Source organism: Paracoccus salsus (assembly GCF_021556615.1).
In the GTDB taxonomy this organism is placed as follows: Bacteria; Pseudomonadota; Alphaproteobacteria; order Rhodobacterales; family Rhodobacteraceae; genus Paracoccus; species Paracoccus salsus.
Window position 1 is genome coordinate 193,102 of the sequence record NZ_JAKGGD010000006.1, and the last position, 14,240, is coordinate 207,341.

The following is a 14,240-nucleotide window of genomic DNA, read 5'->3' on the forward strand; positions in this document are numbered from 1 at the left end:
GCTGCATAGCAGCAATCTTGCGGGCGCGCAACAAAATACCACTTTACCTGCATTAAAGTATGCTTTTGTTGCGGACCTGATTGCGGCGGCGCCTACAGGCAAAAGCGCCCGAACCGTCACCGGTGCGGGCGCCTGGGCCAGTCGCGGTGATCCGGCCTCAGCGAAGCCGGCCGATGCTGAATTCCGGGCCGAGTTGGTGATGGGCCAGCCATTCGCGCAGCAATTCCGGGTCCGGCTCTTCGACATCGGTCCCAAAGGCTTGGGCCGCCAGGCCGCCTGTGACGAACACCGAGTCGATGCCCTCCTGACGGGCACCGCGAATATCGGTGTTGATGCCGTCGCCGATGGCCAGCACGCGGGACTTGTCGCTCAGCCCCAGCAGCCGTCGGGCGCGCTCGTAGATCGGCGGATGCGGTTTCCCGAAATAATAGGATACGCCGCCCAGATCCTCATAGAATTCGGCCAGGGCGCCGGCGCAATAAATCCGGGTCTCGCCCAGATCCACCACCACGTCGGGATTGGCGCAAAGCAGCTTCAGGCCGCGCTGTTGCGCCAGCATGAACGGCGCGCGGTAATCCTCGGGGGCCTCGTTTATCTCGTCGAAGGGACCGGTCACGACGATCCCCTCGGCCTCTTCCAGAGCGACGCGACGGATCGGCGCCGCGCCGGTCCATTCGGGCGGGGTGTCGGTGAAGAACCCGTCATCCTTCTCGGTGCCGACATGCCAGACCTTGCGGCCGACGGCCCCGCCGAACATGGCATCCTGTGCGGCGTCGCCGGAACTGATCACCATGTCCCAGGCATCCCGCGGCACACCCATGCGATCCAGCTGCGCGATCACATACTGGTTTGGGCGCGGCGCATTCGTCAGCAGAACCACCCGACCGCCGCCGCTGCGATAAGCCTGCAGGGCGCTGATTGCGGCCTCGTAGGGCCGCTTGCCATTATGCAGGCAGCCCCAGAGATCGCACAACAGCGCGTCGTAGTTCGCACCGATCTGCGACAGGTGCCGGATGATGCGCGTCATCAGAGCGCCAGGGCCGGTATGATCTGCTTCTTGCGGCTCATGATGCCCGGCAGCACGACGCTGTCGCCCGTGGCGGTGGCGCCGAAGCTTTTCCGGGCGATCTCGCGGACGAGATCATTCTGCAACAACAGCGTCGCCTCTTCGTTCAGGATGTCGATGATGAACAGCAGCACCTCGTCCGCACCATCGGCTGCCGCGACGGCCGGCATGGCGGCGATAAGCGCCTCCTTGCGGTCCAGCAGCACCTGCGGCGCGGTGGTTTCCAGCACCGAGATCCGCAGCTGCTTGCCGCCCAGCTGGTATTCCTTGCTGTCCATGCGCAGCAACGCGTCCTCGCCGAAGGCGCTGACATCGGATTTCGCGGCAAACATCTCGTTGGCATAGTCGGTGATGTTCACGCCCAGATCGGCGGCCAGTGTCTCGGCAACCGCGCGGTCATGTGCCGTCGTGGTCGGGCTGCGGAACTCGAGCGTGTCCGACAGGATGCAGGTCAGCATCGCGCCCTTCACCCCGTCGGGCGCGCGGCTCATGTCGTCGCCGATCAGGTCGTGCATGATCGTGGCGGTGCAGGCCAGCGGTCGGATGGTGATGTTGATCGGAACGCCGGTCTTGATGCCGCCGGCCAGAAGATGGTGGTCGATGATCTCGATCACGTCGGCATCGTTGATGCTGGGCGGCAACTCGGCAGGGTTGTTGGTATCGACGATCACGCATTGATCGCCCTTGGCAACGTCCGAGATGATTTCCGGCTTGTCGAGATTCCAGCGGGTCAGCATCCACGCGGCTTCGGTGTTCGGCTCACCCTGAAGGAAAGCCCTGGCCGGGGTCTTGCGGACCTCGGTCAGATACCAGGCCCAGATGATGGGCGAGCCGGTCGAGTCGGTGTCGGGGGCTGTGTGGCCGAAAACCTTGATCATGATGCACCTCTGCGGGGTCTGAATTCGCGCGCCTTATAGGCGTGGCGGCAGGCGATGTCCACGCAGCCGCCATCCCGAAGAAGAACAGGGCAGCCCAGGCAGGAACAGCATGTTTCGCGCCGGCTCGCGCGGCCGGCCAGCGAGCCCGAAGTTCTGCCGCGGCACGGCATCGGCGCGCTGACCGGCACCAATGCCGCGACCGGGCTCGAAGCCCTGGCACAGCATCCCCGGAGGCAACGGAACAACCAATTCCGGCTTGCATGCATCGACGCAGCCGGGGCGTTCGTCTCCTTGGGTGCTCGGCGCGCGCGACCGCCACAGTCTCGCAGGGTTCAATCTGCCAGACGCCTCGGCCGTTCTCGGCCACATGCCCCGCGCAAGATCCATGCCCCCGATCGCAGCGAATTGACCCTGATCGGGCCACCGGATCCCGGCCGCAGAGACCGATCGGGACACGGGCGACAAGCATAGCGATTTCAGGTATTTTTGGCTCCGGCGGTAGGGATCGAACCTACGACCAATTGATTAACAGTCAACTGCTCTACCGCTGAGCTACGCCGGAACACGGGGCGGGATATAGCAATGCATCCATGGGGCGTCCAGAGGCATTGCGCCGTTTTTTTCACATCGTCACAAACTGCGCGTCGGCCGACAGCGGACCGGTCGGCGCGATGGCGCCCAGAGTTGTCAGCGCGATCAGATGGGCAAGCACGTTGCGTGAGGCGGCGGGCAACAGATGGGGTGGGACAGCATAGATCCGACGGGCCAGCCCCGCTGCGTCATCCGGACCGTCGCGCAGGGCGGCAAGGATCTGGGCCGTCCGGAAACGACGATGCGCCGCGAGCTCGGCCAGACGGATCGCGGGTTCGACGACGGCGTCGCCATGCGCCGGCAGCAGGACTTGCGCGTCGAGTCCGGCGATCCGTTCCAGCGACTTCAGGTAATCCGCCAGATCCCCGTCGGGGGGCGAGATGATGGTGCTGGACCAGCCCATCACGATGTCGCCGGAAAACAGCGTGTCCTTCCACAGGAAACAGAGATGTCCTCCGCAATGACCGGGCGTATGGAGCGCGGTCAGGCACCACTCGCTGGTTTCGACGGACTCCCCGTCCCGCAGCAGCCGGTCGGGCGCGAAGCCCATGTCCAGCCCCTCGCCGCCACCGACAAGCCCCTGCGCCGCCAGGCCTTCCATCACCGGCGAGCGGCCCGAAAGCGCGTCGCCGAAGGCCAGCACGGGCGCACCGCTGAGCCGCGACAACCGCGCCGCGCCGGCGCTGTGATCGCGGTGCGCATGGGTCACGAAGATGTGGCTGATGCGGTCGCCGGCAGCCTCGGCGATCGCGGCGATATGGGCGGGGTCGTCGGGCCCGGGATCGATCACCGCGACGTTCCGCGCTCCGATCAGGTAGCTGTTCGTGCCCGGCCCCGTCAGCGGCGAGGGGTTCGGGGCGAGGATGCGGCGAGGCTCTTTCGTCGTGTGGCGCATGCGGTTAGCGTAGCGTCCAGACCACGGGGTTTCCATGTCTAACCAGGGCGACACAGGCTTTTCGCGATGGCTTCTTCCGCGCGGCCTTTACGGGCGCGCAGCGCTGATCCTGTTCCTGCCGGTCGTCGTGGTGACGCTGGTCGTCAGCGTGATGTTCCTTCAGCGCCATTTCGACGGCGTGACCCGGCAGATGACCGCCAGCATGGCACGAGAGCTGGGCTTTGTCGCCCAAAGCATGGATCAGGCCGACAACGCAGCCCAGGCGCTGCTGGCGGGCCGCGCGATCGCGGTGCCGCTTGGCCTGACGCTGCAGCTGCCGGTGCCGGCCGGCGGTGGCGATCAGCGCCTCGGATACGACTTCTCGGGCCGCGTGGTGATCGAGCAGTTGCGTGAAAGCCTGCCGCAGGTCCGGTCCGTCGACCTCGCCACGGACGAAAAGCGGGTGGTGGTCGTGATGGAGGGACGCTTCGGCCCCTACGCGCTGGCCTTCCGGCGCGAGCGTGTCAGCGCCTCGAACCCGCATCAGTTGCTGGTCCTGATGGTCTTCACCTCGCTGCTGATGACGGGGATCGCGACCGTGTTCCTGCGCAACCAGCTGCGCCCGATCAGACGGCTGGCGCAGGCGGCCGAAGAATATGGCAAGGGCCGGATCGTGCCCTATCGTCCCGGCGGCGCCGTCGAGATCCGCAGCGCCGGAACCGCCTTTCTTGACATGCGAAACCGGCTTGAGCGCCAGAATGAGCAGCGCAAGTTGATGATGTCCGGGATCAGCCACGATCTGCGCACCCCCCTGACCCGCCTGCGCCTCGGCTTGTCCTGCGTCTCTCCCGATGCGCCGCCCGACCCCGAAGAGATCGCGGCGATGGAAAACGACATCACCGAGATGAACCGCATGGTGGACGCCTTTCTGGACTACGCCCGCGACGAAGCCCAGGAACGCGCGCCCGAATCCGTCGCCGCGCTGGAATTCCTGCGCGGTGTGGTGGTCGACGCGCAGCGTGCCGGCCAGAATGTCCGCTTGCTGCGCGCGGAAGGCGACGAGGCCGGGCGCGCCACGTTTCGGCCCGACATGCTGCGCCGGGCGCTTGACAACCTGATCAGCAACGCCGTGCGCTATGGCAGCCGTGCCGAGCTGGACGCGACGCTGGGTCCGCGCAGCCTGCGGGTGGGTATCGAGGATGACGGGCCGGGAATCCCCGATGACAGCGTCGAGGCCGCGATGCGGCCGTTCACGCGACTGGATGCGTCGCGCAATCGCAACCGCGGTCAGGGCGCGGGTCTGGGACTTGCCATCGCCGCCGATGTCGCGCGCGCCCATGGCGGTCAGCTGCGGCTTGGTCGCGGACCGCGCCTGGGGGGTCTGCGCGCCGAGATCGTGATCCCGCGATAAGGCCGCGCCACGGTCATCTTGTGCGGAAGAGGTCTTGCCGCGAAATATGTGGTATTATCGAGGCCGTATTGAACGTGAACGCACGCCCCCCTAGATTGATCCAGGCAGGGATCGTGCGCCGCCATGTCGGGGCCATGATCTCGGGCAGGAAAGGAACGCAAAGCATGAACGAATTCGCCCCCCAAACCTATCCGGTGCTGCCTTTGCGCGACATCGTGGTCTTTCCGCACATGATCGTGCCGCTTTTCGTGGGGCGCGACAAATCGGTCCGCGCCCTTGAATCGGTGATGGAATCCGACAGCTCGATTCTGTTGGCCGCCCAGAAGGACGCCTCGATCGACGAGCCCGTCGAGGATGGGATCTATCGCACCGGCGTGCTGGCCAATGTCCTGCAACTGCTGAAGCTGCCGGACGGCACCGTGAAGGTGCTCGTCGAGGGTCAGGAACGCGTCGCGATCACCGGCTTCGTGCCGAATGACGACCATTTCGAGGCGACGGCCCTGGTGCTGGAGGAAAGCGACGGGGACGCATCGACCGTGACCGCGCTGGTCCGCACCGTGGCCGACGAGTTCGAACGCTATGTCAAGGTCCGCAAGAACATTCCCGAAGAGGTCGTGACGGCCGTTGCCGAGGCCAAGGAGCCCGGCAAGCTGGCGGATCTGGTCGCGGGCCATATGGGCATCGATCTGGACAAGAAACAGGACCTGCTGGATACGCTGAACGTCGCCGAGCGCCTTGAGAAGGTGTACAGCCACATGCAGGGCGAGATGTCTGTTCTGCAGGTCGAAAAGAAGATCAAGTCCCGCGTCAAGACCCAGATGGAAAAGACGCAGCGCGAATACTACCTGAATGAGCAGATGAAGGCCATTCAGAAGGAGTTGGGCGACGGCGAGGATGGCCAGAACGAGATCGCCGAACTGGAAGAGAAGATCGCCCGGACCAAGTTCAGCAAGGAAGCCCGCGAGAAGGCGGACGCCGAGCTGAAGAAGCTGAAGTCGATGTCGCCGATGTCGGCCGAGGCGACGGTCAGCCGCAACTATCTGGACTGGCTTCTCGCCCTGCCATGGGGTGTCAAGTCGCGCACCAGGAAGGATCTGGGCCGCGCCGAGCGGGTTCTGGACGCCGATCACTTTGGCCTCGAGAAGGTCAAGGAAAGGATCGTCGAATATCTGGCCGTGCAGTCGCGCAGCCAGAAGCTGAAGGGCCCGATCCTGTGCCTTGTCGGCCCTCCGGGTGTGGGCAAGACCTCGCTGGGTCGGTCCGTTGCGAACGCGACGGGACGTGAATTCATCCGCATCAGCCTGGGCGGTGTGCGCGACGAATCCGAGATCCGGGGCCATCGCCGGACCTATATCGGCTCGATGCCCGGCAAGATCATTCAGGCGCTGAAGAAGGCCAAGACGACCAATCCGCTGATCCTGCTGGACGAGATCGACAAGATGGGTCAGGACTTCCGCGGCGATCCGGCCTCGGCGATGCTCGAGGTGCTGGATCCCGAACAGAACGCGACGTTCGTGGACCACTATCTCGAGGTGGAATACGACCTGTCGAACGTGATGTTCGTGACCACGGCCAACAGCTACAACATGCCCAGCCCGCTGCTGGACCGGATGGAAATCATTCCGCTGGCCGGCTATACCGAGGATGAGAAGCGCGAGATTGCCAAGCAGCATTTGCTGCCCAAGCAGATCAAGGCAAACGGCCTGCGCAAGGGCGAGTTCAGCGTGACCGATGACGCGCTGACCCATGTGATCCGCTACTACACCCGCGAAGCGGGCGTGCGGTCGCTGGAGCGCGAGATCGCCAAGCTGGCCCGAAAGGCCGTGACCGAGATCCTGAAGGGGAAGGTCAAGTCTGTCGAGGTGACAGCCGAGAAGGCCGAGCAATATCTTGGCGTGCGCCGCCATCGCTATGGCCTGGCCGAGAAAGAAGACCAGGTCGGCGTCGTGACGGGGCTTGCCTGGACGTCGGTCGGTGGTGATCTGCTGCAGATCGAGGCACTGCGCCTTCCCGGCAAGGGCCGGATGAAGACGACGGGCAAGCTGGGCGATGTGATGAAGGAATCGATCGATGCAGCCTCCAGCTTCGTTCGGTCGGTCGCACCGGAAATCGGGGTCAGGCCGCCCGAATTCGAAAAGCGCGACATCCACGTCCACGTCCCCGAGGGCGCCACGCCCAAGGACGGGCCGTCGGCGGGCGTTGCGATGGTAACGTCGGTCGTTTCGGTGATGACTGGCATCCCGGTCCGCAAGGACGTCGCCATGACCGGCGAGGTCACCTTGCGCGGCAATGTGCTTGCGATCGGCGGGCTCAAGGAAAAACTGCTGGCCGCACTGCGCGGGGGCATCAAGACCGTGCTGATCCCGGCCGACAACGAGAAGGATCTGGCCGAGATCCCCGACAACGTGAAATCCGGCCTGAAGATCATCCCGGTCGGAAATGTCCGCGAGGTTCTGAAACACGCCCTCGTCAGGATGCCCGAAGCCGTCGAATGGGACGAGGCTGCCGAGGAAGCCGCCGAGGCGGCGAAATTGGCGGTCCGCGATTCGCGCGGAGAAGGCGGCAGTGCCGTTGCACATTAGGCAAGCCAGCCGCTGACGCGGGTCTCTTGCGTGCCCTGGCCGGACCGGAAACCCTCCGGTTCGGCCTTTTGATTCACCGGCTTGTCGCGATTAGCGGTTGACGTAGCGTCAATTGGGTTCCACCCTAGCGTCGGGTAATTCCGTCGTTTGGGGGACGAAGACCATGGAAAACAAGTCAATCGCGGATCGATGCGCGACGCTTATGGCCGGCTGTCAGGCCTCCGATCCACAGCCGGCGCAGGTCGTGCAGAAGAAGGATTTCGTCGATCGGGTCGTCGCCGCAACCGGGGTCAAGAGATCCGAGGCGCGGCCGATCATCGAAGCCACTCTGGAACAGCTGGGGCTGGCATTATCCGCTGGCCACACGCTGGCCGTTCCCCCGCTTGGACGGGCGCGCGTCAATCTGGAAAAGGACATGCGGGGCGGTGACGTCATCACGCTGCGTCTGCGCCGCAAGCGCGGCCTCACAAAGCCGCAGGCCAGCGTCACCCCGGTGGCGCCGGAATAGCGGTTTTTTGGGCCTTGCAACGATGCCGGCCTGCCGCTAGAAACCCCTCCACCGGGTGATTAGCTCAGCGGTAGAGCGCTTCGTTCACATCGAAGATGTCAGCGGTTCAAATCCGTTATCACCCACCAGAATTGGCCGGTCTGCCGCAAGGCGCGCTGGTGCGGGCCGCCTCAGGGGCGGCCCTTCGCATGTCAACGGACCCCATTCAGCCTGGCCTTGTATCCCGATCCGTATCAGATGCGGCACGGCGAGACGAAAGGGAGGGCGTGCGGAAATGTGGAGGGGCGCCTGGATGAGCCGCCGACCGATCTGTGCTGTCGCCATCCCGACAGCGTTCACGGGGCGTTGCGCGACTCGTCCGATCGCGCACCCGGTGGCCAAGGCTTCTGCCGCCTCATGCGCCGGACCCCGGTGGCATCGAGACGTTCCGGGGTCTGGCGTCGATCGTGACGCCTGGGATGACGCCGACCATGCTGCGATTGATCGCATGGCGGGCAGTGTGCACCATGTTCCCGATCTGGCGACCGATCCGGGTACGGCCCCTGTCGTATGGAGCGCAGAGTATCGGGGATGGCACGAAGGCGCAGCCGAGCGGCAGGCAGGGCTGGCGCTGCCAGCAGGATCACGCTAGAAGCCGCGCGAGAGGGCGGTTAGCTCAGCTGGTAGAGCGCTTCGTTTACACCGAAGATGTCGGGGGTTCGAATCCCTCACCGCCCACCATCAAATTTTTTCCTGGAACTTTGCATTTTTTTCGTGTTTCAGGATTTGTCGCCAGCCCCGGCCGGCGTCTGGTTTACAGGCCATAATCAGTTTCGAAGACATGATCCGTGCATATAGTCTGGCCTGCTCCGGTGGCCGCCGCGCGGAAGGTCGTAGGCCCTCCAATTCAGTAATCAAAGATTAATCGACGAAACAAGCGGACAGGCCGCCGCGCTGGCGCGCGGCGCTCTGGCCGGATGCGCATCACCCGCCTGCGTTGCCTTGGCCGCCGCATCGCAGCGCGGACCATCCTTGCACTGTGATCGCTGCCTTCGTTCGGGCGTCTTCGCCTGACGACTGTAAAGTATAGATTATTCCTGGTTAACCAAGGTGTCTTGCCGACCTGGGCACTGTGCCGAACCGCTGTCATGCCTGATTCGCTGCGCGGCAGCGATTTATCGACAGAGTGACGGGCGCGCACATTCTGGCTGTTTCAGCATATACGACTTTCGTAACACGTAGCCGCATAGTTAAAAGACAAATACAGCAGACAAATTGCTCTTATGCTTTGTGATGAGCAGGCGAATGCCGGAATGTTCGACCGGACGGTAAGAAACCGCCGATCCTTGGGGGCGCCTTGGCTGCGCTCCTTGCATCCGCGGCAGGGGCTAAACTAGTCTGCAACTCAACTGAACGGCGTAGTTCTTTTGTTAATACAATTTTAAGTTGTGTGTGCCCTTCTCGGCCGCGTCGTGCAAGAGATCAACTGCCGATGCCAGACGGAACGTCTGGGTCGTCGAACCATGTTTTGGGAAGGTCGTAGGAAATGGCAAGATATCCGGTGTCCACAGCGGAAACAGCCTCCGAGGCAAACTATGAGTCGGGACTGCTTGGGCAGGTTTATACTGATGAATCGCTCAGGAACCTCTTCGATGCTCTGGACAGGATGAACGGTGCATCGGATGCGATGTTCGTATCGGATGCGATCGATTACGGGTCGACAGACGGTTCGCTGCAAGAGTTTCTGGGCGACGATGCCCTGACGCTCAGCGATCCCGCCCTCGGCAACGTGTCCGACCTGTACGCTTTGCAACTGTCCGGTCAGATCTTTCTCGAGGCGGGGACCCACCGCTTCGGCAATGTGACCGATGACGGTTTCAGGCTGACGATCGGCGAAGAGACCGTTGCCGAATACACCGGCGCTCGGGCCGCATCAGCGACTTACGGCGAGGTCGAGATTACTGAATCGGGTTGGTACACGATCCGCGTGGATTACTTCGAGGCCTGGGGCGCAACCGAACTGCGTATCGGCCACAGTCTGGACGGCGGCACGTGGTCATATCTTGACGAAAGCCGCCTGCGCCACGGCACCGACGAGGCTGTGAGCGATCCCGAACCCGCGCCGAATGTCGCCCCGGTGGCGCAGGATGATGGCGGTTTTTCGGTGCAAGCCGGCCAGACGGTCACCATTCCGGTGGCCCAGTTGCTGGCGAATGATTCCGATGCGGACGGCGATGATCTTTCCGTTCTGCGTCTGACGAATGTCACCAACGGCACCGCGCAGATCGTCGGAGACGAGGTTCGGTTTACCGGCGCCGCACAGGGTTCGGGACGCTTTGACTATGTGATTGGCGACGGTCGCGGCGGCGAGGCGATCGCGACCGTTTCGGTGGGCGTGACGACCGCGCCGGCCAGCACGAACACGCGCCCGGATGCGCGCAACGACACGCGCAAGATCCTCGAGGATGGGCAACTCACGCTGAACCCGCTGGCAAACGACATCGATGCCGATGGCGACACGATGACGATTTACGAGATAGGCTCGCCGGGACACGGCACGGTGACGCAAAACGACGATGGCACGCTGACCTATGTTCCGGACGCGAACTTCAACGGGCGCGACAGCTTCATCTACCGGATCACCGACGGCAATGGCGGCACCGACACGGCCCGCGTCGTCGTCAATGTCACCCCGGTCAACGATGCACCGGTCGCTGGCGACGACGGCGGCTTCGCCGTTCAGGCAGGAGAGTCGATCACCATCGCGATTTCGGACCTGCTGGCAAACGACACGGATGCGGACGGAGATGCGCTGTCGCTCGTGCGGCTGGGCGACATCACCAACGGCACGGCAGAGATCGTCGGCGACCAGATCCGGTTCACCGGGAACGGTGCGGGCACCGGCAGCTTTGACTACGTCGTGGGCGACGGGAATGGCGGCCGCGACACGGCACGGGTTTCCGTGAATGTCACCGAGGCGCCGGTCACCGAGGCGCCGGTCACCGAGACGCCGGTGAACGTGGCACCGGTCGCTGGCGACGACGGCGGCTTCGCCGTTCAGGCAGGAGAGTCGATCACCATCGCGATTTCGGACCTGCTGGCAAACGACACGGATGCGGACGGAGATGCGCTGTCGCTCGTGCGGCTGGGCGACATCACCAACGGCACGGCAGAGATCGTCGGCGACCAGATCCGGTTCACCGGGAACGGTGCGGGCACCGGCAGCTTTGACTACGTCGTGGGCGACGGGAATGGCGGCCGCGACACGGCACGGGTTTCCGTCGAGGTATCGGCCCCGCCGGTGATCGGCGATGGCGACACGGGCGGCGGCGATACCGGCGGCGACACCGGCGGTGGCGACACGGGCGGCGACACGGGCGGCGATCATGGCGGCCACGGTGGGGGCGACACGGGCGGCGACACGGGCGGCGATCATGGCGGCCACGGTGGGGGCGATCTGATCGACCCGCCGCAGACGGCGGCCGAGATCGCGGCTTTCGTCGAAATGGTTCAGAACATGCCCGAGCACGACATGGAGGGTCACTCCGGCGCAATGGCTGGCCACATGGCGGCCTTGAATCTGGTTTCGCGCGGGGACGCCACACATGTGGCCGTCAACCATGGCGACTGGAACGATCCTTCGATCTGGCACAACGGTCAGGTGCCGGGCGATGACGCCCGCGTTCTGATCCCCGAGGGTATCTCTGTCGGCTACAGCGAGGAAAACGACGCCTCCATCTTCACCGTGCGCGTGGACGGCTATCTGCACTTCGCCACCGATGAGGATAGCAGGCTGGTGGTCGACACGCTGGTCGTCTCGCCGACCGGTCATCTGGAGATCGGCACCGAAGGGCGCCCGGTCCAGGCCGGAACGAATGTTGACATCGTTTTTGCCGACAACGGCAACATCGATGTCGCCTGGGACCCTGCCCTGCTGTCACGCGGCATGGTCGCGATGGGCGAGGTGGACATAGCCGGGCAGGAAAAGGCGTCGCATCTGAAGGTTCAGGTGGATGCGATGGCCGGGGATACCACGCTGACACTCGAAGAGGCCCCCACAGGATGGCAGGTGGGCGACAAGCTGGTCCTGACCGGCACCTACCAGCAGGGCTTCTACTGGAACAATGCCGAAGGTCGGATGGCTTTTGCAGAGACCCAGGACGAGGAAGTCACGATCGCAGCGATCAGCGGAAACACCGTGACGCTGGATCGCCCGCTCACCTTCGATCACGATACCCCACGTGAGGATCTGAAAGCCTATGTGGCGAACATGACCCGAAACGTCACCTTCTCGAGCGAGGGCGGTGACGACCTTCCGGCGCATCAGCGTGGCCAGGTCATGTTCATGCATAATGACGATGTCGATGTGCGTTATGCGGGCTTCAACGATCTTGGGCGGACTGACAAATCGGAATATTCCGGCCCGGCGAGCGATTTCGGCGGTGTCGGGAACCTGTCGCCCGATGCCAATATCGAGGGGCGCTATCCGTTCCATTTCCACGAAGCCGGCCTTGATGATATGGAGAACCCGGCGATTGCGATCGGCAACGTCGTGGACGGATCGCCCGGCTGGGGTTTCGTGCACCATTCGTCAAACGCCAACCTGACCCGCAACGTGTCCTTCGATGCCTGGGGCGCTGGCTTCGTTGCCGAGGACGGCAACGAAACCGGCACCTGGTATCAAAACATCGCCATCAAGGGTCAGGGCTGGAGCTTTGGCGACGGCGCGGTCAAGAACAGCGAAGTCGACGGCGACGTCGCCCGCACCGGTGACGGCTTCTGGATGGGCGGTCGTCTGGTCGAACTGGCCGAGAACGTCGCCGCGAATACCACGCACGGCTTTGTCTGGTTGCACCGGGGCGATCGCGACTCGATCGATCCCGACACGATGCATCACTCCGAAGTCGGATACGGACGCGATCGGTTGGACACCGACAAGCCGGCGATCCAGGGCTTCCGCGACAACGAGGCGTTCGGCACCAACACGGGCTTGATTGTCGTGAAACAGAACCCGGACCAGGGGCATGACCTGCGCAGCGTGTTCGACGGGTTCCTGAACTGGGAGACCCGCGAGGGCATCTTCCTCAGCTATACCGGCCACTACACGTTCAAGGATGTCGATCTGGTCGGGCAGCGCCCCGAGAACAACGACATGCCGGATGATACCCCTCATGGTGTGAACCTGGCCACGAACGCCTTCGACATGGTGTTCAACGGCATCAGGATCGATGGTTTCGATCATGCGTTCAACATGCTTGACAACAACGACATCCACAGTGGCGGAGGCGCGCCCGGCGACTTCCACAATACCGTCATCGACGGCGATTTCCGCAATATCGGTGGTGTCGATATCCGCGAGTCGTTTGCCGGACAGTTGACACAATTGGACGGCTCGAGCCTGACACCGGGACAGCTCGAATTCCGTTTGACGGCGGACCGAGTGATTTCCGATGCCGATCACATGTTGTTCAATGGTATCAAGACCGACTCGATCGGATCGATCCAGAGGAACTTTACCATCGAACAGCAGGGTCTGTGGAATTATCAGAAGGATGAGTTCCTCGACAGCGAAGGCTATTGGCGGCTGCCCGACGGCACAGCGGTCGCCCTGGTCGAGGACTTCGTGACGGACAGGGCAACCGGAGAGTCGCTGAAGCAGTATCTGGTCTTCGAACTGGACTATCCCGACAGCACCCTGAACAGCCGCTACTCCTATAACGGGGTGATCAATCTGGGCGGACCGGGTCCGATCGCGAACACTGACCACGCCACGACCAGTGCCGGCACCGCCTTGCGCATGGATCTTGTGGCCAATGACAGCGATCCGGATGGCGGACTTGTCCGGGTGGGCGGTCTGATCGACCCGCGCAACGGGAATGTCTATCTGCAGGACGACGGCTCTGTCCTCTACCGTCCCAATGACGGTTTTGTCGGGGTCGATCACTTCCAGTACTGGGCGGCCGACGAAGAGGGGAACTTTACCCGCGGTGAGGCCATGGTCACGGTTGGAGCTGCTGGCACCATGCTGCATGACGCCATGATGAGCGATATGTTCGACTTGTGATCCCGGCTTGGGGACGAGTGTTGCACACTGGTCTCGAGGCTTCACGAATCTGAACAAGCCCCCCGCCCAGGAAGCCCCGGGCGGGGGGTCTTGAAAAAACGAACGATGGTCGTCGAGTCGGACCATCATCTTGCCGGCGGCCGAAGCGCTGGCCTCTCGGGCAAGGATCGTGCGGCTCATGGTGCGCGGTCATGTCCGTCCGCGGGTGGCCGGTGACGGGGTGGTTCGACCGACACGGGCCGCTTTCCACGATCGATGCGCGACGCGATCCTGCCCGACGCCTCCGT

General features: G+C 63.6%; 7 protein-coding genes and 3 tRNA genes. 6 read left to right on the plus strand and 4 right to left on the minus strand.

The window, feature by feature from the left end; translation table 11 throughout:
- Nucleotides 1-157: 157 nt before the first annotated feature.
- The 4 genes from L1965_RS13050 to L1965_RS13065 all read right to left on the minus strand — a co-directional run bounded on the left by L1965_RS13050 (nucleotide 158) and on the right by L1965_RS13065 (nucleotide 3,430).
- Nucleotides 158-1,027: a TIGR01459 family HAD-type hydrolase gene (locus L1965_RS13050; protein ID WP_235756887.1), complete on the minus strand. Its 870-nt coding sequence runs from the start codon at nucleotides 1,025-1,027 to the stop codon at nucleotides 158-160.
- Complete coding sequence (locus L1965_RS13055; protein WP_235756888.1) at nucleotides 1,027-1,944, minus strand: manganese-dependent inorganic pyrophosphatase; 918 nt, start codon at nucleotides 1,942-1,944, stop codon at nucleotides 1,027-1,029. The genes L1965_RS13050 and L1965_RS13055 overlap by 1 nt, the downstream gene beginning before the upstream one ends.
- Nucleotides 1,945-2,431: 487 nt before the next feature.
- Nucleotides 2,432-2,506, minus strand: a tRNA-Asn gene (locus tag L1965_RS13060).
- 60 nt (nucleotides 2,507-2,566) lie between these two features.
- Nucleotides 2,567-3,430, minus strand: a complete 864-nt coding sequence (locus L1965_RS13065) for an MBL fold metallo-hydrolase (protein WP_235756889.1) — start codon at nucleotides 3,428-3,430, stop codon at nucleotides 2,567-2,569.
- A 34-nt stretch (nucleotides 3,431-3,464) separates the two neighbouring features.
- Between L1965_RS13065 and L1965_RS13070 the strand changes: the two genes are divergently transcribed.
- The 6 genes from L1965_RS13070 to L1965_RS13095 all read left to right on the plus strand — a co-directional run bounded on the left by L1965_RS13070 (nucleotide 3,465) and on the right by L1965_RS13095 (nucleotide 13,953).
- Complete coding sequence (locus L1965_RS13070) at nucleotides 3,465-4,820, plus strand: ATP-binding protein (protein WP_235756890.1); 1,356 nt, start codon at nucleotides 3,465-3,467, stop codon at nucleotides 4,818-4,820.
- A gap of 164 nt (nucleotides 4,821-4,984) precedes the next feature.
- On the plus strand, nucleotides 4,985-7,402 hold the full coding sequence (lon, locus tag L1965_RS13075) for an endopeptidase La (protein WP_235756891.1): 2,418 nt from the start codon (nucleotides 4,985-4,987) through the stop codon (nucleotides 7,400-7,402).
- A 163-nt stretch (nucleotides 7,403-7,565) separates the two neighbouring features.
- Entirely contained in the window at nucleotides 7,566-7,910 is a 345-nt protein-coding gene (locus L1965_RS13080; protein ID WP_235756892.1) for an HU family DNA-binding protein, read from the plus strand.
- 53 nt (nucleotides 7,911-7,963) lie between these two features.
- Nucleotides 7,964-8,038: transfer RNA gene (locus L1965_RS13085), tRNA-Val, on the plus strand.
- Nucleotides 8,039-8,554: 516 nt separating this feature from the next.
- A tRNA-Val gene (locus L1965_RS13090) sits at nucleotides 8,555-8,630 on the plus strand.
- An 805-nt stretch (nucleotides 8,631-9,435) separates the two neighbouring features.
- Entirely contained in the window at nucleotides 9,436-13,953 is a 4,518-nt protein-coding gene (locus tag L1965_RS13095; protein ID WP_235756893.1) for an Ig-like domain-containing protein, read from the plus strand.
- Nucleotides 13,954-14,240: the final 287 nt, after the last annotated feature.

Bases quoted from the DNA above. Each gene is read 5' to 3' on its own strand.
- L1965_RS13050 (WP_235756887.1), bottom strand. From the start codon at position 1,027: ATGACGCGCATCATCCGGCACCTGTCGCAGATCGGTGCGAACTACGAC.
- L1965_RS13055 (WP_235756888.1), bottom strand. From the start codon at position 1,944: ATGATCAAGGTTTTCGGCCACACAGCCCCCGACACCGACTCGACCGGC.
- L1965_RS13065 (WP_235756889.1), bottom strand. From the start codon at position 3,430: ATGCGCCACACGACGAAAGAGCCTCGCCGCATCCTCGCCCCGAACCCC.
- L1965_RS13070 (WP_235756890.1), top strand. From the start codon at position 3,465: ATGTCTAACCAGGGCGACACAGGCTTTTCGCGATGGCTTCTTCCGCGC.
- lon (WP_235756891.1), top strand. From the start codon at position 4,985: ATGAACGAATTCGCCCCCCAAACCTATCCGGTGCTGCCTTTGCGCGAC.
- L1965_RS13080 (WP_235756892.1), top strand. From the start codon at position 7,566: ATGGAAAACAAGTCAATCGCGGATCGATGCGCGACGCTTATGGCCGGC.
- L1965_RS13095 (WP_235756893.1), top strand. From the start codon at position 9,436: ATGGCAAGATATCCGGTGTCCACAGCGGAAACAGCCTCCGAGGCAAAC.